22 protein-coding genes are annotated in these 21,981 nt (G+C 64.1%); 6 read left to right on the top strand and 16 right to left on the bottom strand.

Annotated features, from left to right (window positions below; translation table 11 throughout):
- Positions 1–45: 45 nt before the first annotated feature.
- From ACDK93_RS07980 to hutI, 3 genes are all read left to right on the top strand, one after another.
- Positions 46–1,614, top strand: coding sequence for a bifunctional GNAT family N-acetyltransferase/carbon-nitrogen hydrolase family protein (locus ACDK93_RS07980; RefSeq protein WP_179477030.1), 1,569 nt, complete (start codon positions 46–48; stop codon positions 1,612–1,614).
- 149 nt (positions 1,615–1,763) lie between these two features.
- Positions 1,764–3,380 (top strand): chloride channel protein, encoded by a 1,617-nt coding sequence (locus ACDK93_RS07975; protein ID WP_458072061.1) that lies wholly within the window; start codon positions 1,764–1,766, stop codon positions 3,378–3,380.
- A 24-nt stretch (positions 3,381–3,404) separates the two neighbouring features.
- Positions 3,405–4,640 (top strand): imidazolonepropionase, encoded by a 1,236-nt coding sequence (gene hutI / locus ACDK93_RS07970; RefSeq protein ID WP_458072060.1) that lies wholly within the window; start codon positions 3,405–3,407, stop codon positions 4,638–4,640.
- A gap of 40 nt (positions 4,641–4,680) precedes the next feature.
- Here the strand turns inward: hutI and lpxK are convergent, their stop codons facing one another.
- From lpxK to ACDK93_RS07900, 14 genes are all read right to left on the bottom strand, one after another.
- Positions 4,681–5,679: a tetraacyldisaccharide 4'-kinase gene (gene lpxK / locus ACDK93_RS07965; protein WP_458072059.1), complete on the bottom strand. Its 999-nt coding sequence runs from the start codon at positions 5,677–5,679 to the stop codon at positions 4,681–4,683.
- Positions 5,680–5,687: 8 nt separating this feature from the next.
- Positions 5,688–7,490, bottom strand: a complete 1,803-nt coding sequence (msbA, locus tag ACDK93_RS07960) for a lipid A export permease/ATP-binding protein MsbA (RefSeq protein ID WP_458072058.1) — start codon at positions 7,488–7,490, stop codon at positions 5,688–5,690.
- Complete coding sequence (locus tag ACDK93_RS07955; RefSeq protein ID WP_458072057.1) at positions 7,487–7,918, bottom strand: ExbD/TolR family protein; 432 nt, start codon at positions 7,916–7,918, stop codon at positions 7,487–7,489. Before ACDK93_RS07955 ends, msbA begins: the two co-directional genes overlap by 4 nt.
- A gap of 10 nt (positions 7,919–7,928) precedes the next feature.
- Positions 7,929–8,573 (bottom strand): MotA/TolQ/ExbB proton channel family protein, encoded by a 645-nt coding sequence (locus ACDK93_RS07950; RefSeq protein ID WP_458072390.1) that lies wholly within the window; start codon positions 8,571–8,573, stop codon positions 7,929–7,931.
- A gap of 154 nt (positions 8,574–8,727) precedes the next feature.
- The gene (locus ACDK93_RS07945; RefSeq protein ID WP_458072389.1) at positions 8,728–11,061 is read right to left on the bottom strand and encodes a DNA internalization-related competence protein ComEC/Rec2; all 2,334 of its coding nucleotides are present in this window, start codon (positions 11,059–11,061) and stop codon (positions 8,728–8,730) included.
- 140 nt (positions 11,062–11,201) lie between these two features.
- On the bottom strand, positions 11,202–11,930 hold the full coding sequence (gene lolD, locus ACDK93_RS07940) for a lipoprotein-releasing ABC transporter ATP-binding protein LolD (RefSeq protein ID WP_458072056.1): 729 nt from the start codon (positions 11,928–11,930) through the stop codon (positions 11,202–11,204).
- Positions 11,923–13,164 carry a lipoprotein-releasing ABC transporter permease subunit gene (locus ACDK93_RS07935; RefSeq protein WP_458072055.1) on the bottom strand — a complete coding sequence of 414 codons (1,242 nt, stop codon included), beginning with the start codon at positions 13,162–13,164 and terminating at the stop codon, positions 11,923–11,925. Before ACDK93_RS07935 ends, lolD begins: the two co-directional genes overlap by 8 nt.
- Positions 13,165–13,323: 159 nt before the next feature.
- Positions 13,324–13,761, bottom strand: coding sequence for a protein YgfX (locus ACDK93_RS07930; RefSeq protein ID WP_458072054.1), 438 nt, complete (start codon positions 13,759–13,761; stop codon positions 13,324–13,326).
- On the bottom strand, positions 13,733–14,002 hold the full coding sequence (locus ACDK93_RS07925; protein WP_458072388.1) for an FAD assembly factor SdhE: 270 nt from the start codon (positions 14,000–14,002) through the stop codon (positions 13,733–13,735). Before ACDK93_RS07925 ends, ACDK93_RS07930 begins: the two co-directional genes overlap by 29 nt.
- A gap of 87 nt (positions 14,003–14,089) precedes the next feature.
- The gene (locus ACDK93_RS07920; RefSeq protein WP_458072053.1) at positions 14,090–14,872 is read right to left on the bottom strand and encodes a succinate dehydrogenase iron-sulfur subunit; all 783 of its coding nucleotides are present in this window, start codon (positions 14,870–14,872) and stop codon (positions 14,090–14,092) included.
- Between the two features lie 145 nt (positions 14,873–15,017).
- Positions 15,018–16,805, bottom strand: a complete 1,788-nt coding sequence (sdhA, locus tag ACDK93_RS07915; protein WP_458072052.1) for a succinate dehydrogenase flavoprotein subunit — start codon at positions 16,803–16,805, stop codon at positions 15,018–15,020.
- 20 nt (positions 16,806–16,825) lie between these two features.
- Entirely contained in the window at positions 16,826–17,215 is a 390-nt protein-coding gene (sdhD, locus tag ACDK93_RS07910) for a succinate dehydrogenase, hydrophobic membrane anchor protein (protein ID WP_458072051.1), read from the bottom strand.
- Positions 17,212–17,607 (bottom strand): succinate dehydrogenase, cytochrome b556 subunit, encoded by a 396-nt coding sequence (sdhC, locus tag ACDK93_RS07905; RefSeq protein WP_458072050.1) that lies wholly within the window; start codon positions 17,605–17,607, stop codon positions 17,212–17,214. The genes sdhD and sdhC overlap by 4 nt, the downstream gene beginning before the upstream one ends.
- Before the next feature lie 89 nt (positions 17,608–17,696).
- A complete protein-coding gene (locus ACDK93_RS07900; RefSeq protein WP_343205645.1) occupies positions 17,697–17,801 on the bottom strand; it encodes a DUF1674 domain-containing protein in 105 nt (34 codons plus the stop codon).
- Positions 17,802–17,995: 194 nt separating this feature from the next.
- Here ACDK93_RS07900 and ygfZ point away from each other — a divergent pair, with 194 nt between their 5' ends.
- A complete protein-coding gene (gene ygfZ, locus ACDK93_RS07895; RefSeq protein WP_458072049.1) occupies positions 17,996–18,817 on the top strand; it encodes a CAF17-like 4Fe-4S cluster assembly/insertion protein YgfZ in 822 nt (273 codons plus the stop codon).
- Between the two features lie 493 nt (positions 18,818–19,310).
- A complete protein-coding gene (locus ACDK93_RS07890) occupies positions 19,311–19,733 on the top strand; it encodes a cell wall hydrolase (protein ID WP_458072386.1) in 423 nt (140 codons plus the stop codon).
- Positions 19,734–19,817: 84 nt separating this feature from the next.
- Here the strand turns inward: ACDK93_RS07890 and ACDK93_RS07885 are convergent, their stop codons facing one another.
- Together ACDK93_RS07885 and ACDK93_RS07880 are read right to left on the bottom strand one after the other, a co-directional pair.
- Positions 19,818–20,309 carry a glycine zipper 2TM domain-containing protein gene (locus tag ACDK93_RS07885; protein WP_458072048.1) on the bottom strand — a complete coding sequence of 164 codons (492 nt, stop codon included), beginning with the start codon at positions 20,307–20,309 and terminating at the stop codon, positions 19,818–19,820.
- A 27-nt stretch (positions 20,310–20,336) separates the two neighbouring features.
- Positions 20,337–20,948 carry a glycine zipper 2TM domain-containing protein gene (locus ACDK93_RS07880; protein WP_458072047.1) on the bottom strand — a complete coding sequence of 204 codons (612 nt, stop codon included), beginning with the start codon at positions 20,946–20,948 and terminating at the stop codon, positions 20,337–20,339.
- A 170-nt stretch (positions 20,949–21,118) separates the two neighbouring features.
- Here ACDK93_RS07880 and ACDK93_RS07875 point away from each other — a divergent pair, with 170 nt between their 5' ends.
- A complete protein-coding gene (locus ACDK93_RS07875) occupies positions 21,119–21,913 on the top strand; it encodes a TatD family hydrolase (RefSeq protein ID WP_458072046.1) in 795 nt (264 codons plus the stop codon).
- The last annotated feature ends 68 nt before the right edge of the window (positions 21,914–21,981 follow it).

Here is a 21,981-nt window from a genome sequence, read left to right as displayed (position 1 = left end):
GGGGCGGTCGCCTTCACTTCACTTTCGCTGCGGCATAATCCTGAAATGGCCAAGAAAACTAGCGAACTCAACCCCAAACTCCTGCTTCGTCTGGCAACGCCGCAAGACGTGCCTCAGCTGGTCGACCTCACCGCGCGCATCTACACCGCCGAATGGGGCCACTCCGCCGAAATGCTGCGATCACAGCAGACGCACTTTGCCGAAGGCCAGTTCGTCGTCGAATATGAGGGCAACGTGGTCGGCTATTGCGCCACGTTCCGCATCGACGAGGCGACCGCGCTGGCGCCGCATACCTGGATGCAGATCACCGGCGGCGGCATGGGCTCGCGCCACAAGCCCGACGGCAACTGGCTGTATGGCATGGAAGTGGTGGTGCACCCGGATTTTCGCGGCATGCGCATCGGCCAGCGCCTGTATCAGGCGCGCAAGCGCCTGTGCATGGACCTGAAGCTGCGCGGCATCGTGTTCGGCGGGCGCATTCCCGGCCTGGCCAAGGCCATGCCGCGCTACGGGAGCGCCGAGGCGTATGTGCAGGCCGTGGTGGAAGGCAAGCGGCGCGACTTGACGCTGAGCTTTCAGCTGTCCAACGACTTCGAGGCGATCGGCGTGCTGCGCGCGTATGCGCCGTCGGACTATGACTCGCTCGGCTATGCCGTGCACATGGTCTGGCGCAATCCGCAGCTGCTTGATCATCCGGACATGCCGTCGATCCCCTCGACCCAGCACATGCCTGACTCGGTCCGCGTGGCGTCGGTGCAGTACCAGCAGCGCAAGATCGCCTCGTTCGAGGAGTTCGCCACCCAGGTGGAATATTTCACCGATATCGCGGCCGACTACAACGCCGATTTCGTGACCTTTCCTGAGCTGATCACGCTGCAGCTGCTGTCGATCGAGAACACCGAGCTGTCGCCGGTGGAGTCGATCCGCAAGCTCAGCCAGTACACGCCGCAGGTCAAGGAATTGTTTGGCCGTCTGGCCGTCCATTACAACATCAACATCATCGCCGGCACGCACCCCACCGAGCAGGCCAACGGCGATATCCACAACGTCTGCTACGTGTGCCTGCGCGACGGTTCGATCCACGAGCGCGAAAAGCTGCACCCCACGCCCAGCGAGCGCACGGTGTGGAGCATCACCGGCGGCGACACGGCGGCCACGGTGCAGACCGACTGCGGGCCGATCGGCGTGATGATCTGCTACGACTCCGAGTTCCCCGAAGTGGCGCGCCACCTGACCGACCAGGGCGCGCTGATCCTGTTCGTGCCGTTCTGCACCGACGTGCGCGAAGGCTATTTGCGCGTGCGCTACTGCTCGCAGGCGCGGGCGATCGAAAACCAGTGCTACGTCGTGCTGTCGGGCAACGTCGGCAACCTGCCCGGCGTCAACAACTTCGATATCCAGTATGGCCAGAGCTGCATCCTCACGCCCAGCGATTTTCCGTTCGCGCGTGACGGCATCGCCGCCGACTCCACGCCGAATATCGAAACCGTGCTGTTCGCCGACCTGCGGCTGGAAAGCCTGGCCCGGGCGCGGAACGCCGGTGCGGTGCAGAACCTGAAAGATCGCCGATTCGATCTGTATGAGATGCGCTGGCACACCAAACCGCTGAGCTGAAGCGGCGCGCGCCTTGCCGCAGGACCTCTACCGATGGGTTCGTCATCCCAGCAAACGCTGGGATGACGAACCCATCGGCATGACGAACCCATACCGCGTTTTACTGACTACCGCAGGACTGCCCTCGCCAGGTCTGCAATAATCAACGGATGACCGACGCTACCCCGCCACGCTCGAATCCAGCTGACCGGGAGGAAGCCGGTCATCCGCCGGTACCTCCTGTGACCCGATCCTCCAATCCGCGCCTGCAGGCGGTACTGGGACACGAATTTTTTGCGCCCCAGCAGTGGAAACGTCGCATCGCGCTGTGGGCCGGCGCGCTGCTGGTGGCGCTGGCGGCCATCGTGTTCGCCAAGGCGAGCGACTGGTCGTATCACCTGTTCCAGAAAATTCTCACGCACGGCATCTGGATTCCGCTGATCATCACGCCGGTGGTCTTCGCACTGCTGGCATGGGTCACCGAGGGCAAGCTGCGCGCCACGCGCGGCAGCGGTATTCCGCAGGTCATCGCCACGCTGCATATCGAGGACGAGGGCTTTCGCCAGCGCATGCTGGCGCTGCCGATCGCCGCGGGCAAGATGATTCTGACCCTACTGGCTTTGGCCGTGGGCGCATCCATTGGTCGCGAAGGTCCTACCGTGCACGTCGGTGCCGGCATCTTCTATTCGCTGGGCCGGCGCTTCGGCTTCGATGATCCGAAAGCCGCCTCACGCTTCATTCTCGCTGGCGGCGCCGCCGGCATCGCGGCGGCCTTCAACACGCCGCTGGCTGGTGTGGTGTTTGCGATCGAGGAACTGGCCGGCACGTTCGAGCACCGCTTCAGCGGCCTGCTGCTCACGGCGGTGATCGTCGGCGGCGTGGTTTCGCTGGGCATTATGGGCAATTACGCCTATTTCGGCCGGGTGGAAACGCTGCTGCCGCTGGGTCACGCATGGCTCGCGGTGCTCTGGTGCGGCGTGATCTGCGGCCTGCTCGGCGGCCTGTTCGCCCGGCTGATTCTGCTCAGCCGCAACGGCCCGCTGGCTTACATCGGCCGGCTGCGCGCCCGCGGACCGGTGCTGTTTGCCGGCGGCTGCGGTCTCGCGCTGGCCGTGCTTGGCGTGCTTACGCACAACTCGGTGTATGGCACCGGCTACGACCAGGCGCGCGCCTTCGTGCAGGAGGCCGCGGTCACGCCGGGGCAGAGCTTTGGCATCGCCAAGCTGCTGGCCAACGTGGTGTCGTACTGGGCCGGTATTCCCGGCGGCATTTTCTCACCGGCGCTCGCCGTGGGCGCCGGCATCGGCCACAACATTGCGACGTTTTTGCCCAGCGTTCCCGCCGCTTCGGTGGTGCTGCTGGGCATGAGCGCCTATCTGTCCGGCGTCACCGGCGCACCGCTGACCTCGGCGGTGATCGCGATGGAGCTGACCGACAATCAGGACATGGTGATCCCGATCATGGCGGCCTGCCTGCTGGCCCGCGCCGCCGCCTCGCTGTTCTGCCCCACGCCGGTCTATAAGGATTTCGCCGAGCGCATGGTGCAGGATTTCGAAAACCAGCAGGCCGCCCAAACAGCAGCCACGGAGAAGGCAGGGGCTGACGCCGAAGCGATGCCGCATGTCGGCAACACCACGGCATTCGACGAACCGGCAGGACCTGTTCCCGATGAAGCGGATGCGCCTGAAGGCCATGCTGATGATCTCGACGAGCCAGACGCTGAAGCGCCGACCGAAAGACATACCGTCGATGAAAAGCCGGCCGGCTCACCGCCCAAAGACCACTAATGTCATGATGAAATGCGTCGACGCATGAGCACACCACGCTGGGATCGACTGCTGATGAACGCCACGCTGGCAACGTTTGCCGGCGACGCGCCTTACGGCCTGATCGAGCGTGGCGCCATCGCCATCCATCACGGCCGCATCGCCTGGATCGGCCGCGTGGACGCGCTGCCGGATGCCCCGAACGCGCTGGCGTCCATCGTGGAATCGGTCGACGGCGCACTGATCACTCCGGGGCTGGTCGACTGCCACACGCACCTGGTCTTCGCTGACGACCGCGCGCATGAATTCGACCTGCGCCTCAATGGTGCCAGCTACGAGGAGATCGCCCGCGCCGGCGGCGGCATCGTCTCCAGCGTCGGCGCCACGCGCGGCGCGACCGAAGATCAGCTGTATGCGCAGTCCCTGCCCCGCGCGCTGGCCCTGCTCGCCGACGGCGTCACCACGCTGGAAATCAAATCGGGCTATGGCCTGAATCTGGAAAGCGAGCGCCGCATGCTGCGCGTGGCGCGCCGGCTGGGACGCGAGCTCGGTATCACCGTACGCACCAGCTTTCTCGGCCTGCATGCGCTACCGCCCGAGTACACGAATCGTCGCGACGATTACGTCGCCCTCGTCTGCGACGACATATTGCCGACCCTGGCCGCGGAAAAACTGGTCGATGCGGTCGACGCTTTCTGCGAGACCATCGGTTTCAGCCACGCGGAAACGCGCCGGCTGTTCGATCGCGCGAGGGAACTCGGCCTGCCGGTGAAGCTGCACGCCGAACAGCTGTCCGATATGGATGGCGCCGCGCTGGTCGCCGAGTATGGTGGCCTATCGGCCGATCATCTGGAGCATCTGAGCGCGTCCGGCATCGGCTCGATGGCCGCAGCGGGCACGGTCGCCGTGCTGCTGCCCGGCGCGTTCTACGCGCTGCGCGAAACCAGACTGCCGCCGATCGAGCGGCTGCGCCAACACAACGTACCGATGGCGATCGCCACCGACTGCAATCCCGGCACCTCGCCCCTACTGTCGCTGCGCCTGGCCGCCGGCATGGGCTGCACGCTGTTCCGCCTCACGCCGGAAGAAGCGCTGCGCGGCATCACCATCAACGCGGCGCGCGCCTTGGGCCTTGCCGATCGCGGCACGCTCGCCGCTGGCCAGCGCGCCGACCTCGTCGTGTGGAACGCGCGTCAGCCGGCGGAACTCTGCTACTGGATCGGCGGCAACCTGGTGCGTCAGGTATGGCTCGCCGGCGAGCCTGTGCCTGCTGCGCGCTGACGACGATGCGCCAGCTGCCATAGACATCGCCCTACCCGATTCAGGACTGAATCCGGCGAGCGGCCCGCGCGCGATCGATGCGCTCGACCAGGACCGCATAAAAAGCGTCCAGCAGGCCGGCACGCACCGGCACACGCCACCAGTGCGGCTGCGCGAAGCCCCGGCATTTGACGGCGTCCTTGTCGGTCATCAGCAGCGGCAGATCGTCCGCAAAGTCCAGTTCAGCCGGGGCAAAGCGATGGTGGTCCGCGAACGCGTGCTCGATCACCTCGATACCCGCGCCGCGCAGGCTATCAAAGAAACGCTGCGGATTTCCGATGGCCGCCACTGCGTGCACGCGCAAACCGGCGAAGGCCTGAAGCGACTCACGCCGATCGCCGACCAGCGACACGACCAGACCGCCCACGAGCCGCATCGCGTATTCGCCGTCGGCCGCGTCGCCGCCGTTGCAGACGCGAAGATCCGCTCGCTGCAGCCGACGCATCGGTTCGCGCAAGGGGCCGGCAGGCAACAGCCGTCGATTACCGAAACGACGCGCGCCGTCGATCACGCAGATTTCCACGTCGCGCGCCAGGCGGTAATGCTGCAGGCCGTCATCGGCGATCACCACATCGCAGCCCGCGTCGAGCAGCAGCCGCGCCGCCGCGGGCCGATCACGCCCCACCGCTACCGGCGCGCCGCTGGCGTGGATCAGGCACGGCTCGTCGCCGACCAAGGAGGGATCAGGCGCTGATTCGAGCAGCAGCGGATCGCGTTGCGTGCCGCCGTAGCCGCGGCTCACCACACCCGGTCGGAAGCCGCGCTTGCGCAACTCATCGACGACGGCAATCGTCAAGGGAGTCTTGCCGGTGCCACCGACGCTGAGGTTGCCGATCACGATAACCGGCACCGGCAACGCGACGCTGCGCAGCGCGCCGGCTCGGTAGAGCGCGCGGCGCAGGGCAATCGCGGCACCGTAAAAAATCGACAGCGGGCTCGTCCACCACGGTGCGCGACCGCCGCCATACCAGGCTGATTCGAGCGTGTCGATCAGCGCCATGCCAAGCCTCAGATGCCCAACGGCTGGCCGACCGGTTCGTCGACCGCATCGGTCGCCTGGTCGTGGAACTGCATGCGATGCAGGGCCGCGTAATGGCCGCCCAGCGCGATCAGCTCTGCGTGCGTGCCACGCTCGACGATGCGGCCCTGGTCCATCACCGCGATCTGATCGGCGTGCTCGATCGTCGACAGCCGATGGGCGATCACAACGGTGGTACGGTCCTTCATCAGACGCTGCAGCGCCTGCTGGATCAGCCGCTCGGACTCGGTATCCAGCGCGCTGGTGGCCTCGTCCAGCACCAGGATCGGCGCGTTCTTGAGAATGGCGCGGGCAATGGCTATGCGCTGGCGCTGGCCACCGGAAAGCTGCCCACCGTGCTCACCCACCATGCTGTGCAGACCTTGCGGCAGTCGGCTGATGAACTCCATCGCGTTGGCCGCTTCGGCTGCCGCGATGATGTCGACCTCGCTGGCGCCCTCCAGCTCGCCGTACGCGATATTGCGGGCAATCGTGTCGTCGAACAGCACCACGTTCTGACCCACCCAGGCGATCTGCTTGCGCAGGGAAGCCAGCGTGTAGTCTCGAATATCGTATCCGTCCAGTTCGATGCAGCCGCTTTCCGGTTCGTAAAAGCGCGGCAGCAGGCTGACCAGGGTGCTTTTGCCACTGCCCGAACGCCCGACCAGGGCGGTCACGGTTGCCGGCGCGCAACGAAGTTCGACATCACGCAGCGCCGGTTCGCTCGCCTTGGGATAGATGTGCGACACGGCGCGGACATGGATATCACCGTGGCTGCGCTCGGCGACGCGCTGGCCAAGATCTTCTTCCGGCGGCGTATCGAGCACTTCAAACAGGTCTTCTGCAGCGGCCATGCCGCGCTGGATGTTGGACTGGATATTGGTCAGACGCTTCAGCGACGGCAAAATCGCACCCATGGCTGAGAGCACGGCAAGAAAGGTACCCGGCGTCATCGTCTGGAGCATGGCGGGCCGCGTCGCCAGGTAGATGATCGTCGCCAGCGCCATCGCGGCCAGCAACTGCACCAGCGAACTGGAGATGCCGCTGGTCGAGGCGACCTTAAGATTCAGCCGGCGCGTGCGGGCTGCCGCCGTATAGAAGCGCTCGCTTTCATACTTCTGGCCACCATAGATGCGGACTTCGCGATGGCCGCCGACGGCCTCCTCCACTGTCCCGGTAACCGAACCCATCATGCCCTGAATACTCCGGCTGATGCGCCGATAACGCCGACTCACAATCGTCGCCACAACCGCCACGGTGGGCACCATCAACACCAGTGACAACGTGAGGTACGGGCTGTAGTGCAGCATCACCAGGATGTAAAAAAGAATCGAGAGGCTGTCGACGACCGCCACCTTTGCGGCATCCGTGGCTGCCTGCGCCACCTGCTCGGAGGTATAGGTGATGCGCGCGATCAGGTTGCCGGTGCCTTCGCGACCAAAGAAGGCCGCGGTCATGCGCAGGTAGGCATCAAACACCTCCGTGCGCAGTACCTGCACCACGTTGCGACCGATATAGGCCATGCCGTAGTCACCAACATAGGTACCCACGCCGCGCACGGCGAAGATGCTCAATATCCAGATCGGCATCCAGAAGATGTAATACGGGTCGTGCGCGACGAAGAGCTTGTCGACGATCGTTTTCATCAACGCGGCAAAGAGGCCCATGCATGCCGCGTCCGTTGCCATACCAAGCACGGTGACGATAATCACCGGCCAGTAGGTCCGGGTATAGGAAAGCAAACGCTTGTAGGTCTGCCAGGTGCTGGCATTCGGCTTGGCGGTGGTGCTCACGGAGAACGGGTGTCCTGAGTCGGCGTGGTGGCGATCGACAACCGGGTAAAGCCCAGCTGGCCCAGCGCATCCATCGCGGTGACCACGTTCTGATGCGCGGTCATGCCGTCGGCTCGGATGGTGACCTGGCGATCGCGGTCGGTGCCGGCGATGCGCGCGATGGTCTGCTTCAGCGGCTCGATGCCCTCGCCCATCACTTCGTCGCTGCCCACATAAAACTTGCCGTCGCGGTCGACCACGATGGTGAGCGCGGGCGCGCTGGTGTCGTGATCCTGCGAGCTGGCCCTGGGCAGCGTCACCTGCAGATGTGTGTGCTGCACGAAGGTGCTGGTGAGCACGAAAAACATCAGCAGGGTCAGCAGCACGTCGATCAACGGAATCACGTTGATCTCGAAATCGTCCTGACGGCGGTCGTTACCGATACGCATGCGGGCGTGCTCAGCCGGCGCTCGGCGCGGCGGGCGCCGGGCTGCGGCGCGCGCGCGGGGCTGGAGCGGCGGTCAGCGTCAGATCGTCGAGCAGCGCGGTGGCCTGTTTTTCCATCTGCACGCAGTAACCCGCCACGCGCGAACGGAAATAGCGATGCAGCACGTAGGCGGGAATCGCCACGGTGAGGCCGGACGCCGTGCAGATCAGCGCTTCGCCGATGCCGCCGGCCATCTTGGCCGGATCGCCGATACCGCCGGCCATCACTTCCATAAACATGCGGATCAGGCCGATCACCGTGCCGAACAGGCCCAGCAGCGGTCCAATCAGCGCGATGGTACCCAGCGTATTGAGATAACGCTCCATCCGATGCACCACGTGCCGGCCGGTATCCTCGATGCGCTCCTTGATCAGCTCGCGCGAGCGGTTGCGCACGGCCAGCGCGGAGGCCAGCAGCTCGCCCAGCGGTGAACCGGCGGCCAGCGTGTCGATATGTGCCGGATCGAGCTGGCCCGAACGCGCCCATTCGCGTACCTCGTCACCGAGGCCCGGCGGCAATACCGCGCTACGACGCAGGGTCCAGCAGCGCTCCAGCACGATCGCCAGGGCAATCGCCGAACAGATCAGGATGGGCACCATCGCCCAGCCGCCAGCCATCAGGATTTCCAGCACGTCTCGACCCCGTCGCAGCAACGATTTGATGAGCGCGCATGATAGCAGTGTCGCCCGCGGCGACTGCGGCGTGCTCGGCATCCTGCGGCGCGCGCCTCGCTTGACCGCGCGTCTGAGCAGGCGATGCGTTGCTCGCTGCCTACTCGCGCCAGTAGCGCGTTTCGCGAAAGCGCCAGCCCTGGCCGCGACGCGCAAGCCCATCCGCCGGAAAATCCAGCGGAATCGCGCCCTGCTCGGCCGTGTTGAACACCGGCACGCTCGCCGCCGCATAGCGCGCCAGCGTATCCGGCCGGGGATGACCGAAGCGATTGCGCCAGCCCGCCGATACGATGGCCAACGACGGCTCGATGCCGGCAATAAAACCATCACTGGACGAGCCGCTGCTGCCGTGGTGTGGCACCAGCATCACCGGCGCTGTGCCCCGATCCATCGCGGCAAGCACCTGCGGCTCTTCCCTGACGCTGATGTCGCCGGTCAGCAGCAGACGGCCGCCGCGGCCTTCGACCAGCAGCACGCAGGAGCGATCGTTGTTCTTGGCCGACTTTTTGTCATTGCCTGCGTTGGAGCTCGCTGCGCTGGATTGGTCGACGGCGGGATTCAAAACGCGGAAACTCACGCCATCCCATTGCCACGACTGCCCGGCCGCGCATGGCTGCATGGGTATTGTCATGCGATCCGGCTCGCCGGCGTAGCGCGGCGCGTCGGGAAAGGCGTCGGCGACGGACTGCGCGCCGCCGGCGTGATCGTTATCGCCGTGGCTGATCATCAGCATGTCCAGCCGATTCATGCCCAGCGCGTGCATCGACGGCAGCACGGTCGATTCGCCCAGGTCGAAACCCGAGGGATAGCGCGCACCGGTGTCATACACCAAAACGTGCTCGCGCGTGCGCAGCACCACCGACAGGCCCTGCCCCACGTCGAGCACCCAGGCCTGAAACGCGCCTTCGGCCGGCAGTTCCCGCGGCGGCAGCAGCAGCGGAAGAAACAGCAGTGCGCCAAGCCAGCGCATCGGCACACCGCGCGGCAGAAACAGCCACAGCGCACCGAGCACCGCCAGCAGCAGCGCCCACGGTTGAACGGTGGGCAGATACCAGTGCGCGCCGGGCCAGCTCGCCATCTTTTCAAGTAGCCACCACTGCGCGTGCGCCAGTTGCGCGGCGAGCCACAGCACGGGCTCAGCAAGCGGCGGACAAACCGCCATCGCCAGCACGCCAACCAGCGCGCACGGCACGATGACGAAGCTGATCACGGGCACCGCCAGCAGGTTGGATAGCGCGCCCACCAGCGACGCCTCGCCGAAAAACCACAGGCTCAGCGGCAGCAGCGACACCGTCATCACCATCTGCCCGGCCGACAGCTCGTGCGCAAACGCGCGCAGACCCCGGCCGCGCGCCTGCAGGCACATCATCAGAAACGACACGCCCACGAAGGACAGCCAGAAGCCCGGCGCCAGCACGCAGAGCGGATCGACCAGCAGCATCGCAATCATCGCCAGCGCCAGCGACTGCGCGCCGCCGCCGCCGCGACGGCTGCAGCGTGCCAGTGCCACGACCGCAATCATCAGCAGGGTGCGCACGGTGGGCAGGCCAAATCCCGCCAGCGCGCTGTAAACGCCGGCGACCAGCAGTGCCGCACCCGCCTGCGCCTGCGGTCGCGGCAATCGGCACCCCAGGCGCGGCCAGACCGCATACGCCAGTAGCGCCAGCCACACGCCAAATACCGCGGCCACGCCGACGTGGAAACCCGAAATGGCGATGAGATGCGACACGCCGTTGGCGCGCGCCACCTCCCAGTCACGCTGCTGCAGCCCACGCGTATCGCCAACCGAAAAGGCCTGCAGCAGCGCCGCGTCGTGCGGATCGTCGACGCGATCAGCGATGCCACGGGAAATCGCATCGCGCACGCCATTGATGCAGAGCGCGCGGACGCCCAGCGGCTTGTTCTGCGGATCGTCCCGCACGTAGCCGGTGGCCACCACGCCACGCTCGAGCGACGAGCGTTCGCTATCGGCACCGCCGGGATTGAGCAGACCGCGCGGGCGCTTGAGCCGCAGCAGCAATCGCCAGCGCGAGCACGGCTCGATCGGCGGCGCGCCGTTGTACCAGGACGCGTTGAGGTTCCCGTGAAGCGACACGGGCTTGCCATCCAGCGTCGCGCTCTCCACGCGCAAAACGAACGAGGTCGCATCGCTGCGCGCCTGCGGCAGCTGGGCGACGCGGCCGACTACCGCGAAATCCCGTCCTTCCAGCGCGCGCGGCAAGCGCGCATCCATCCCCGCCGCGCCCCGCCAGGCAGCCCAGGCAACGCCAAGCAGCATGCATGAGAGCCAGCGCCAGCGGGGACATCGCCAGCCAAGCAGCAAGGCAACGAGCAGCAGCGCAACAAGCAACGTGGATGACGGCAGACGCGGCAGCCATTGAACGGACAGCACGCCACTCAGCAGCATCAGCGCTGCGGTAACCGCCGTCGGCATTGCCGTGCTTCGCGCCACGCGGCTCGCTCCGTTTCATCCACGATGCCCACGAGCCTAACGCGGCAAGGCGCATCCGGAGGACGAAATCCATGTAGGCCGTGGCCGCGTGATGTCACGACGAGCCGGCTGGATCGATGCCGTCAGACGCGAGCGTTTTCCTGCAGCACGCCGTTGTGCAGGGTCAGCGTGCGATCCATCCGCGCGGCCAGGCGGCTGTCGTGCGTGACCAGCACGAAGCTGGTGCCGATCTCGCGGTTGAGCTCGAGCATCAGCGCATAGACCTGGGCGGCATTGGTCTCGTCGAGATTGCCGGTCGGCTCGTCGCCCAGCACGCACGCCGGGCGGGTGACCAGCGCGCGCGCGACCGCACAACGCTGCCGCTCGCCGCCGGACATCTCCGACGGTTTGTGATGCGCGCGTGCGCCCAGGCCCACTCTTTCCAGCAGTGCCGACGCCTGCTTCTGCGCCTCGCTGATGGCCGTGCCGCGAATCAGCAGCGGCATGCAGACGTTTTCCAGCGCAGTGAATTCGGGCAGCAGATGATGGAACTGATAGATGAAACCGAGCGAGCGATTGCGCACCCGGCCGCGCTCGGCGTCGGAAAGTTTCGACAACACGCGGCCGTCCACCTCCACTTCGCCCGCGGTCAGCGTGTCGAGGCCGCCGATGATGTGCAGCAAGGTGCTCTTGCCCGACCCGGAGGCGCCGACGATCGACATCGTCTCGCCACGCTTCAGGGTAAAGCTGACGTCGCTCAGCACGTCGGTGCGCAGGCCGCCTTCGTCATAGGTCTTGGCGACGTGGCTGGCGCGCAGCACAAAGTCGCTGTTCGTGGTGGTCGATGAAGCGTTCATGGCGGTCTTATTCATAGCGCAGCGCCTGGGCCGGCTGCGTGCGGGAGGCGCGCCAGGCCGGATACAGCGTGGCCAGCAGCGAAAAGGCAAACGTCAGCAAGGTGACCCACATCACGTCGTGCCAGTCCAGCCGACTGGGCACCTCGCTGATGTAGTAGACGTCGGGCGAGAGAAAGGTCACGTTGAAGGTGTGCTCGATCCACTTGATGATGCCGGGCAGCTTCCACGACAGCAGCGACCCCAGGCCTACGCCGAAAGCGATACCCACCACGCCGACCAGCACGCCCTGCACCATGAACATGCCCATGATGCTGCGCGGCGTGGCGCCCAGCGTGCGCAGGATCGCGATATCGGCCTGCTTGTCGGTGACCAGCATCATCAGCATCGAGATCAGGTTGATCACCGCGACCAGGATGATCAGCGAGAGGATCACGAACATCACCATCTTTTCCATCGACAGCGCGGCGAAGAGGTTGGCGTTGGTGTCTTTCCATGTCTGTACGCGATAGACCTGGCCAAGGGTATCGGCCAGCTGCCTCGCGACAGGGCCGGCGTTGAACAGGTCGTCGAGCTTGAGGCGAATGCCGCTGGGGCCATCAAGGCTGTTCAACTTTTCGGCGTCGCCGATATTGACCAGGGCGAGGCCCGAGTCGAACTGCTCCATGCCCATCTCGAATATGCCGACCACATGGAAGCTGCGCATGCGCGGCACGCCGCCCATTGGCGTAGCGCGCAACTCCTGCACGACGACGGTAACGCGATCGCCCACCGTCACGCCCAGCGACAGCGACAGCTCCTTGCCCAGCACGATATTCCAGCTGTCCGGGGTCAGCTCGGTAAGCGAGCCCTGCACCATGTGCTGGCCGATATCGACCACCTTGGATTCCTGCGCCGGATCGATGCCGCGCAGAATGGCGCCGCTCGAATGCTGCGCGCTCAGATAGGCTTCGGTTTCCACATACGGCGCCGCGCCCAGCACATGCGGATTGGCCTCGGCGGTTTTCAGCGCGCGCGGCCAGTCCTGCACGCTTTCGTTGATGCCGGAAATGGTCGCGTGCGACACCGCGCCAAGGATGCGGTCGCGCATCTGAAAATCGAAGCCGTTCATCACCGACATCACGGTAATCAGCGCGATCACGCTGATCGCAATGCAGACGATCGACACCGTCGAAATAAACGAAATGAACTGGTTGCGCCGCTTGGCGCGGGTGTAGCGCAGGCCGATAAAAAGTTCGAGCGGTCGGAACATGGCAACCTGATCTGTGGGGGCCGAGAGAATAAAGCCGATCAACCGGCCATCGAAGCTGCATCACGGTAACGCATAGACCGCGCCGACGCGGCAGAGTGCCCGAAGCGGCCGAGGGCGGCAAGTCGGCCGATCGCGTTGCAACATCGGCCGGCAGAAACCTCAGGCACGCGCGGACGATTCGTCCGATTGGAGGGTCGCCAGCCGCATGCGCAGCCGGCGGCGGATGTCGGCATCGGTATTGTCCGGCGCCAGCAGCAGGCTATGCGTACCGTGCTTTGCCGTTTTCAGCCGCAGCAGCACCAGCGCGCCGAGCACACGGAACGACGCCAGCGTGGCCGGAACATCGTCATGCGAGCTCATATGCAGCGTCCAGCTGTCGTCGGCACCCCAGCCGGCGGCCGATACGGGCGACTGCGCGATGCGTCGAACCGCTCGCACAGCGGCCACCAGCACCAGCAGCGAGATAAGGATTTTCAGCCACCAGGCCAGCGCGCAAAGCAGCAGCGCGAGCACGGCCAGCGCGGCAACGCCGATCAGAGCGACGCGATACCCGGGCGACGGCCGGTATTCAAAGCCGATGGCGGGCGCGGATGTCATCGATGATGACCTGCCAGTCCTGCCGCTCCGGTCGCGCGTGGCCCATCACCCAGTCCCAAAGATCCGGGTCCTGCGCATCGAGCAACTCGTCGAAGGCCTGCTGCTGCGCGGCGTCGGCCGTTGCGAAACGCTCGTCCAGCCAGCCGCCGAACAGCGCGTCGAGTTCACGCGTGCCGCGTCGGGTGCGCCAGCGCAGACGGTTGAGTCGGGCCTGCTGCGGAATTGCGGTGGTTTCGTCCATTGCGCCAGTGTAGCGGCCCACGCACTCGTCAAACAGAACAGGCCGCGCGAGGCGGCCTGTTTTGACAACGTTTGTGCTGATTGACGCTCAGGCCGAACGACGCTCCACCATCAGCTTCTTGATTTCCGCAATCGCCTTGGCCGGGTTCAGGCCTTTCGGGCAGGTCCGCGTGCAGTTCATGATGGTGTGGCAGCGGTAGAGCTTGAACGGGTCTTCCAGATCGTCCAGACGCTCGCCGGTGGCTTCATCGCGGCTGTCCACGATCCAGCGGTACGCCTGCAGCAGGATCGCCGGGCCGAGGTATTTGTCACCGTTCCACCAGTAGCTCGGGCAGCTGGTCGAGCAGCAGGCGCACAGGATGCACTCGTACAGGCCGTCGATCTTCTTGCGCTCTTCCGGCGACTGCAGACGCTCGCGACCGGGCGTCGGGCTTTGCGTGCGCAGCCAGGGTTTGATCGAGGCGAACTGCGCATAGAAGTGCGACAGGTCGGGCACGAGATCCTTTACCACCGGCATATGCGGCAGCGGATAGATCTTCACGTCGCCGGAGGCGCAGTCGGCCGACGCCATGGTGCAGGCCAGCGTGTTGGTGCCGTCGATGTTCATCGCGCACGAGCCGCAGATGCCTTCGCGGCAGGAGCGGCGAAGGGTCAGCGTGGGGTCGATCTCGTTCTTGATCTTCAGCAGCGCGTCCAGAACCATCGGGCCGCACGACTCCATGTCGACTTCGTAGCTGTCGATGCGCGGATTTTCGCCGTCGTCCGGCGACCAGCGGTACACGCGGAACGTGCGCGGCTTTTTCGCGTTCTTCGCCGGAAAATGCTTGCCGGGCTTGATCTTGGAATTTTTGGGTAGCGTGAACTCGGCCACGATTGCCTCGCTTGGTTTTTGCGTTCGTCCATGAACGCGAAGTGCAGAGAGCGGCTGTCCCTGGCCGCGCTATTCGTTGGTTTTGCATTCGTCCTTGAACGCGGAGAGCAAAAAGCGGCCATCCATGGCCGCACTCTTCAATGCTTCAATACACGCGCTTCTTAGGCGGCACGACCTCGACCTCGTCAGTCATGGTGTACATGTGCACCGGGCGGTAGTCGAAGCGCGTCTTGCCCGCGTCGTCCACCCACACCAGCGTGTGCTTCTGCCACTCGTGATCGTCGCGGTCGGGGAAATCTTCGCGCGCGTGCGCGCCGCGGCTTTCCGGTCGCTGCAGGGCCGAATGCATCGTGGCCACCGATTGCGCCAGCAGGTTGGACAGCTCCAGCGTTTCGATAAGGTCGGAATTGAAGACCATCGAACGATCGCTGACGCTCACGTCGGCGAAGGAGTCATAGATTTCGGAGATCTGCTTGCTGCCCTCGGCAAGCGTTTCACCGGTGCGGAAGACGGCCGCATCTTTCTGCATCGAGGCCTGCATGGCCGCGCGGATCTTCGCCGTCGGCGTGCTGCCCTTGGCGTGGCGCAGGTTGTCGAAGCGCGTGAGCGCCTTGTCCAGCACGCTGGATGGAAGATCCTTGTGCGAAGCACCCGGCTTGATGATCTCGGCGCACTTGTTGGCGACCGCGCGACCGAACACCACCAGGTCGAGCAGCGAGTTCGAACCCAGGCGGTTGGCGCCGTGCACCGACACGCAGGCCGCCTCACCGATGGCGAACAGGCCAGGGACGACGGCGTCGTTGTCGTCACCCTTCTTGGTCACGACTTCGCCGTGATAGTTGGTTGGGATGCCGCCCATGTTGTAGTGGACCGTCGGCAGCACCGGGATCGGCTCCTTGGTCACGTCGACACCGGCGAAAATGCGCGCGCTTTCCGAGATGCCCGGCAGACGCTCATTTATCACTTCTGGTCCAAGGTGCATCAAGTTCAGATGGATGTGGTCCTTGTCCTTGCCGACGCCACGGCCCTCGCGGATCTCGATCGTCATGGCGCGGCTGACCACGTCACGCGAGGCCAAGTCCTTGGCGTTGGGCGCGTAGCGCTCCATGAAACGCTCGCCTTCAGAGTTGGTCAGATAACCACCCTCACCGCGCACACCCTCGGTGATCAGGCAGCCCGCGCCATAGATGCCGGTGGGATGGAACTGCACGAACTCCATGTCCTGCAGCGGCAGGCCGGCGCGCAGCACCATGCCGCCGCCGTCGCCGGTGCAAGTATGGGCCGAGGTGGCGCTGAAATAGGCGCGACCGTAGCCGCCGGTCGCCATCACCACGGCCTGGCCGCGGAAGAAATGCAGCGTGCCCTCGTTCATATCGAGCGCCAGCACGCCGCGGCAGACGCCCTCGTCGTCGAAGATGAGGTCGATGGCGAAGTATTCGATAAAGAAGGTGGCGTCGTGCGCCAGCGCCTGCTGGTACAGCGTGTGCAGAATCGCGTGACCGGTACGGTCGGCCGCGGCGCAGGTGCGCTGCGCGGTGCCCTTGCCGTAATGCGTGGTCATGCCGCCGAACGGACGCTGATAGATCTTGCCCTCCTCGGTACGCGAGAACGGCACGCCGTAGTGTTCCAGCTCGATGATCGCGGGAATCGCCTCGCGGCACATGTATTCGATCGAGTCCTGGTCACCGAGCCAGTCGGAGCCCTTGATCGTGTCGTAGAAGTGGAAGCGCCAGTCGTCTTCGCCCATATTGCCGAGCGCCGCCGAGATGCCGCCCTGCGCCGCCACCGTGTGTGACCGCGTCGGGAACACCTTGGAGATGCACGCGGCCTTCAGGCCTTTCTCGGCGAGGCCGAACGTGGCTCGCAAGCCGGCGCCGCCGGCACCGACGACGATGACGTCATACTCATGCTGCTGGATCTTGTAGCTTTCCATCGAATCGTGGCTCCCGCGTCTCAGTGGGTCAGCGCAATGCGCAGCACGGCCAGCACGCTAGCAAGCGCGCCAAGGACCGCGAGAAACTTGATCAGCACCAGCGAAAGAACTTCCTTCCAGCGCGTGTGCACATAGTCTTCAATCACAACCTGCAGGCCCAGCACGGCATGCCAGAACATGGTGACCAGCAGGATGATCAGCAACAGCGCGTTCCACGGCTTGGCGACGGTGGCCAGCGCCGTGGCGTAATCTGCATGCAGCAGACCAAGCACGGTGACCACGAACCAGACCAGCAGCACGACCAAGGCCGCGGCGGTCACGCGCTGCGTCCACCAGTGGCTGACACCCGACTGGGACGAACCGAGGCCGCGAGCGACCTTCAGCGGATTGCGCAAATCCTTCGCGGTCATGCCGCACCTCCTGCGGTGAGCACATAGGCCCACACGGCCGCCGTGAGAACCAGGCTCAAGACCACCGACAGCCAACTCGAGCGAACGAACTGCGGGATTGCATAACCCGCTCCGGTGTCCTGCGCCAGATGCCGGATGCCGTTACACAGATGATAGAAGAGCGCCCAGGTCCAGCCGACCAGCAGGATCTCGCCTGTGGGGCTGCCGACGATGCCCTTGAAGTGATTGAAGCTCTCTTCACCGCCAGCCAGATGCATCAGGCCGGCAACAACAATCAGCGTGCCCACCGCCAAGGCGATACCTGTGGCGCGATGCAGGATGGAGCTGACCATCTGCACTTGCCATTTGTAGATTTGAAGATGCGGAGAGAGCGGGCGTCGCGTATCTGCCATGGCGGCTATCCTGTCGTGGAATCGCTGATCCATGCCGACCTTGTCACTGCTGTGTACGCAGAGGGCAAAAAGCGCGCCCTCACATTCCATCAGAAGTCGATGCAGCGTCCGTTCTTTTCCCAGTCACCGTAGCGTGTGGGGTCAAGAGCTGGCCGTGTCACCGGCGCTTCGTCCGGTACCGGTGTTTTGGTCACGATAGGCTGCTCCGTAGGAACGGAAGCAGGCTTTGACTCAGCTGGCGTAGAAGTGTCGGACATGATTGGGTTACCTCGCAAATCTTAATGCTTGCCGCACTGCCGCACAACTACGGACCACATCCTGCGGCAATTGCTACGCCCTGGGCCGGCACCTTGTGCGCAAGACGACCCGCCCCAATCCAGGCCCGAGCATGACAAAACTCTATTCCGCAGAAACCTTGCTGATCGAAGGCCCCGACGCGATCGCTTTTGCGCACGCTCAGTTCAGCAGCAACGTCACGGCGCTCGCCGTGGGACGCTGGCAGTTCAGCGCCTGGCTCGATCCGCAAGGCAGGGTCAGGGCATTGTTCCATCTGGCTCGTCTGGCCGACGATCGGCTGCTGATCCTGCTTCGCGGTGGTGAATCCGTCACCATCGTCGACGCGCTGAAGCGTTTTATCTTTCGTTCGAAAGTCACGCTGACCGCTCTGGCGCCTTGCAGCCTCGCGACCGGCCCTGCGCTGCCTCTCAGTGAAGTCTTGCAGAACGATCAGAAAAATCTTCTGCTGGGTTGCGATACGCACAGCTTGCGAATATCTGCCGAGAGTATGGGCGACAGCGCATGGCGTCTTGCGCAACTACGACGCGGCTGGCCGTGGCTGCCGCCGTCGATCTCGAATGAACTGCTGGGACCAGCGTTGTCCCTGCATCGGCTGCATGCCGTTGAAATCGACAAGGGCTGCTATCCCGGCCAGGAAATTGTTGCGCGGCTGCACTATCGCGGCGGCAACAAAAAGCATCTCCATCGCATCGCAGTATCGTCGGCTGAAAACTCTCTACCGTGCGTTGCCGGCGACATATTGCGCGTCGCCACGAATGAAAAAATTTTGCTGCTCGATGTGATTCAGCAGGACGCAAGCGCAGAAGCGCTCGCTGTAATTAATTACGACATCGCTGCCGGATGTATTGACGGAACCATCGCGTGTTCAGACGATCGAATCAGCGTTCGTATTCTTGAAACGTGGAGCGCCTGAACAGTTCTTGATGATGCGATGTCTTGGGAACATCCAAAATTCAACGTGAACGAAAGTGCGTGAAAATTCATTTCACCTTTGGCGGCACTTGCCATCGGGGAAATCCGCCACTACGCTCCGCCAACTCTTGAAAAGCGGTGCCCCGAAATATCGGCACCGATATCACGCGACGAACCGGAAGAGTCCGAATCGGCGCGACCCGGCATTGAATCGTCGGATGGCATAACGCATCGCTTCAGCGATAGCAGAGAAGTTGCAGGAAGCGCAGCGAAGAACGCAGGCGCACCGTTGGCAACATTTACCCCCGCCGGCATCGAATTGCCGAACGGACGCCACAATCCCGTGGCAGAGCGCTCAACCGCATGTTCAGGTTGAAGCGATTGATCCAGATGGAACGGCCCGCCAGCCCGTCCATCGCAATGGCGCGTTGAAGCAGACAGTCCGCTTCAACGCGTACAGCACGTTGGAGGCAGAACGACCCATGAAGTTATCAATGCTGTTGTGGCTGACATCTCTCATGCCGCAACCGGTTGCAGATCAGGCTTGCCTGGCTACAACCGTGTACCTGGAAGCACGCAGTGAACCAGTGAACGGACAACTGGCGGTGGCCGAAGTCGCGATGCGACGACGCGATCGAGGCAGCTGGGGCGGCACGGTTTGCCAGGTTGTCAGCGCACCGCACCAGTTCGCCATCACCACCACACCCGGATCGTTTGACGTATCCAACCTCGACGCCTTCCACAAGGCGTGGCAGGTTGCAGGAAGATCGATCCACAACTGGCAGCTGCCGGTCGCCCAGCGCAAGATGCTGGTACCAAAAGCCGATCATTTCGCAACGCTGGCAGTCAATCCCGCATGGTCGCGCAATCGCCACACGGTAACGATAGGCGAACATGCCTTCTATGCCGTGAACTGAGTAAATAAATTGACAGAAAATAAAAAGCCCTCGATCGAGGGCTTTTTATTTGGACGTTTAGACGTCTATTCGTGACTCATGATTTCACTGCGGATAGACGTGACCGTCGTGGATGGAAACATACGCACCATTGGGAACGCGCGGATTTTCTCGCTGGGTCACTGTCGCGTACTGACCGTTATCCATGCGCACGACGATGCGCCAGGCCGTGCCGCCACCACCGCCATCACTGTTTCTGCCGATCTGGTTGCCTACAACGCCGCCGCCGACTGCACCCACCACGGTAGCCGCCGTGCGGCCATCGCCCTTACCGATCGTGCTGCCCAGTACGCCGCCGGCAACCGCACCGATCACAGCACCCAGAGTGCCGCCATTGCCGTTGCCACCGCCGCCCTGCACGTAGACCTGGTCCACTTGCTGCACGACGCCGCAGTTCTGGCAGCGCGTTGCATATCCTTGGCGCTGCTGGTAGCCGCTGTATTGAGGCGTTGCGCAACCGGCCAGGACAGCTCCCGCGGCCATGGCCAGGGCCAGCGGAAGTCGGGCGAAGCGTGATTTCATGGTTGTTGTTTTCATGGTCGTCTTCATGGTGGTTGAGTCCGATCAGCGGGCGTCGGAAACAGCGGTAATGCCCTGCTGGACCATGACGCGATCGCCCGGGTCGTGGTCCATGCGAACGGTGCGCGTCACGCCGTTGTAGACATAGTGGACATCGTAGGCGACGATCTTGCTGCTGGCGTTATCGACCGTGTCGCACTGACGCTGCACCGTCTGCGTCACCTGACCCTGCTGGTGCGCTGCCTCGATGCGATTACCGGCGTAGCCGCCGCCCACCGCACCCGCCACCGTGGCGAGCGTGTTGCCGCGACCACCGCCTACCATGTGACCGAGCAGGCCGCCGGCCACGGCGCCGATCGCGGTGCCGGCTACGCGGTGCTCGTCGCGCGGCGGCGCGGTGTGTGTGACGACCCGGTCGTGGCAGACGCGCTGCGGATCATTGATCGACTGACGAACCGGCTCCACGCTGACAACCTGCGCATACTGCGGGCCATTGTCTGGCGCGGCAGCCGGTGCGGCGGCAACGTTGCTGCCGTTGGACATCGCTGCCGCGTCGCTGGAAGTATCTGCGGCGGCGTTGCGATTGCAGGCTGACAGCCCCAACGCAAGCGCAGCCGTGATGGCGATATTGAGTGTGTTGATCATCAGCCTGTTCATTACTATCTCCCATGTTTGTTTGAGTAAACGGTCTACGCCCGGTAACGCCGAAGCAATTACTTGCGCCACTATTGAACGGTTATACAACTGAATCGGGGCTAGACCGCTTTCACTACATAATTTTCACGCAGGCGTAGCTTTTGCATCGCCGCCAAGGCTGACGAAAAATCATGCTGAAACTTGCCGACAGCCACGTGCATCTCGACGCCGAGGCCTTTGCCGATGACCGTGCCGCGGTCATTGCTCGCGCGCTGGATGCGGGCGTCGCCACCATGGTGCTGCCATCCGTCGACGCGGCTAGCTGGCCAGACATCAGAGTTCTGGCCGCCGCAAGTGATCACATCCATCCGGCCTACGGCCTGCATCCGATGTATCTGGCGAATCACAGCCCCGATCATCTCGATGCGCTCGCCGACTGGCTGGCGCACGGCGACACGGTGGCAGTCGGCGAAATCGGACTGGACTTTCATGTGGAGGGTCTCGACCCCGCGCTGCAGCGCGACTATTTTTCCCGCCAGTTGGAACTGGCGCGGCAGTTCGACCTGCCCGTGATCGTGCATGCCCGTGCCGCGCTGGAGGAAATCATCCAGACCCTGCGCCGCTTTCCCGGGCTGCGCGGTGTGGTGCACAGCTTCTCCGGCAGCGAGCAGCAGGCGCGGCAGCTGTGGCAGATGGGTTTTCACCTGGGTATCGGTGGCCCGATAACGTATGACCGAGCGAAGCGCCTGCGCCGGATCGTAGCGTCCATGCCGCTCCAATATCTGTTGCTGGAAAGCGATGCGCCCGATCAACCGGATTGCGCACACCGGGGCCAGCGCAACGAACCCGCTCGCGTGGTCGAAGTGCTGCGAAGTATTGCCGCACTGCGCACCGAATCTGAATCGGTGATTGCTGCCGCCACCTGCGACAACACGCGCCGCCTTTTCGGCATCGATCCCGTAAATCGCCTAGCGGATCTCGGCTGATCGCTGGCCAGATGCTTGCGCGCGGACAGCCGGATTGCTATCTTTTATTTCATCGGTGAAATATGAGC

The organism is Rhodanobacter sp. BL-MT-08 (assembly GCF_054161255.1).
Note: the sequence above shows the minus strand (reverse complement) of the source record. Positions and strands in the feature narration are given on the sequence as shown.

Bases quoted from the DNA above. Each gene is read 5' to 3' on its own strand.
- sdhA (WP_458072052.1), bottom strand. From the start codon at position 16,805: ATGGAAAGCTACAAGATCCAGCAGCATGAGTATGACGTCATCGTCGTC.
- ygfZ (WP_458072049.1), top strand. From the start codon at position 17,996: ATGACAAAACTCTATTCCGCAGAAACCTTGCTGATCGAAGGCCCCGAC.
- sdhC (WP_458072050.1), bottom strand. From the start codon at position 17,607: ATGGCAGATACGCGACGCCCGCTCTCTCCGCATCTTCAAATCTACAAA.
- ACDK93_RS07890 (WP_458072386.1), top strand. From the start codon at position 19,311: ATGCTGTTGTGGCTGACATCTCTCATGCCGCAACCGGTTGCAGATCAG.
- ACDK93_RS07875 (WP_458072046.1), top strand. From the start codon at position 21,119: ATGCTGAAACTTGCCGACAGCCACGTGCATCTCGACGCCGAGGCCTTT.
- ACDK93_RS07980 (WP_179477030.1), top strand. From the start codon at position 46: ATGGCCAAGAAAACTAGCGAACTCAACCCCAAACTCCTGCTTCGTCTG.
- ACDK93_RS07885 (WP_458072048.1), bottom strand. From the start codon at position 20,309: ATGAAAACAACAACCATGAAATCACGCTTCGCCCGACTTCCGCTGGCC.
- ACDK93_RS07935 (WP_458072055.1), bottom strand. From the start codon at position 13,164: ATGTTCCGACCGCTCGAACTTTTTATCGGCCTGCGCTACACCCGCGCC.
- ACDK93_RS07945 (WP_458072389.1), bottom strand. From the start codon at position 11,061: ATGCCGACGGCGGTTACCGCAGCGCTGATGCTGCTGAGTGGCGTGCTG.
- hutI (WP_458072060.1), top strand. From the start codon at position 3,405: ATGAGCACACCACGCTGGGATCGACTGCTGATGAACGCCACGCTGGCA.
- ACDK93_RS07880 (WP_458072047.1), bottom strand. From the start codon at position 20,948: ATGAACAGGCTGATGATCAACACACTCAATATCGCCATCACGGCTGCG.
- lolD (WP_458072056.1), bottom strand. From the start codon at position 11,930: ATGAATAAGACCGCCATGAACGCTTCATCGACCACCACGAACAGCGAC.
- ACDK93_RS07950 (WP_458072390.1), bottom strand. From the start codon at position 8,573: ATGGCTGGCGGCTGGGCGATGGTGCCCATCCTGATCTGTTCGGCGATT.
- lpxK (WP_458072059.1), bottom strand. From the start codon at position 5,679: ATGGCGCTGATCGACACGCTCGAATCAGCCTGGTATGGCGGCGGTCGC.
- ACDK93_RS07955 (WP_458072057.1), bottom strand. From the start codon at position 7,918: ATGCGTATCGGTAACGACCGCCGTCAGGACGATTTCGAGATCAACGTG.
- ACDK93_RS07975 (WP_458072061.1), top strand. From the start codon at position 1,764: ATGACCGACGCTACCCCGCCACGCTCGAATCCAGCTGACCGGGAGGAA.
- ACDK93_RS07930 (WP_458072054.1), bottom strand. From the start codon at position 13,761: ATGACATCCGCGCCCGCCATCGGCTTTGAATACCGGCCGTCGCCCGGG.
- sdhD (WP_458072051.1), bottom strand. From the start codon at position 17,215: ATGACCGCGAAGGATTTGCGCAATCCGCTGAAGGTCGCTCGCGGCCTC.
- ACDK93_RS07925 (WP_458072388.1), bottom strand. From the start codon at position 14,002: ATGGACGAAACCACCGCAATTCCGCAGCAGGCCCGACTCAACCGTCTG.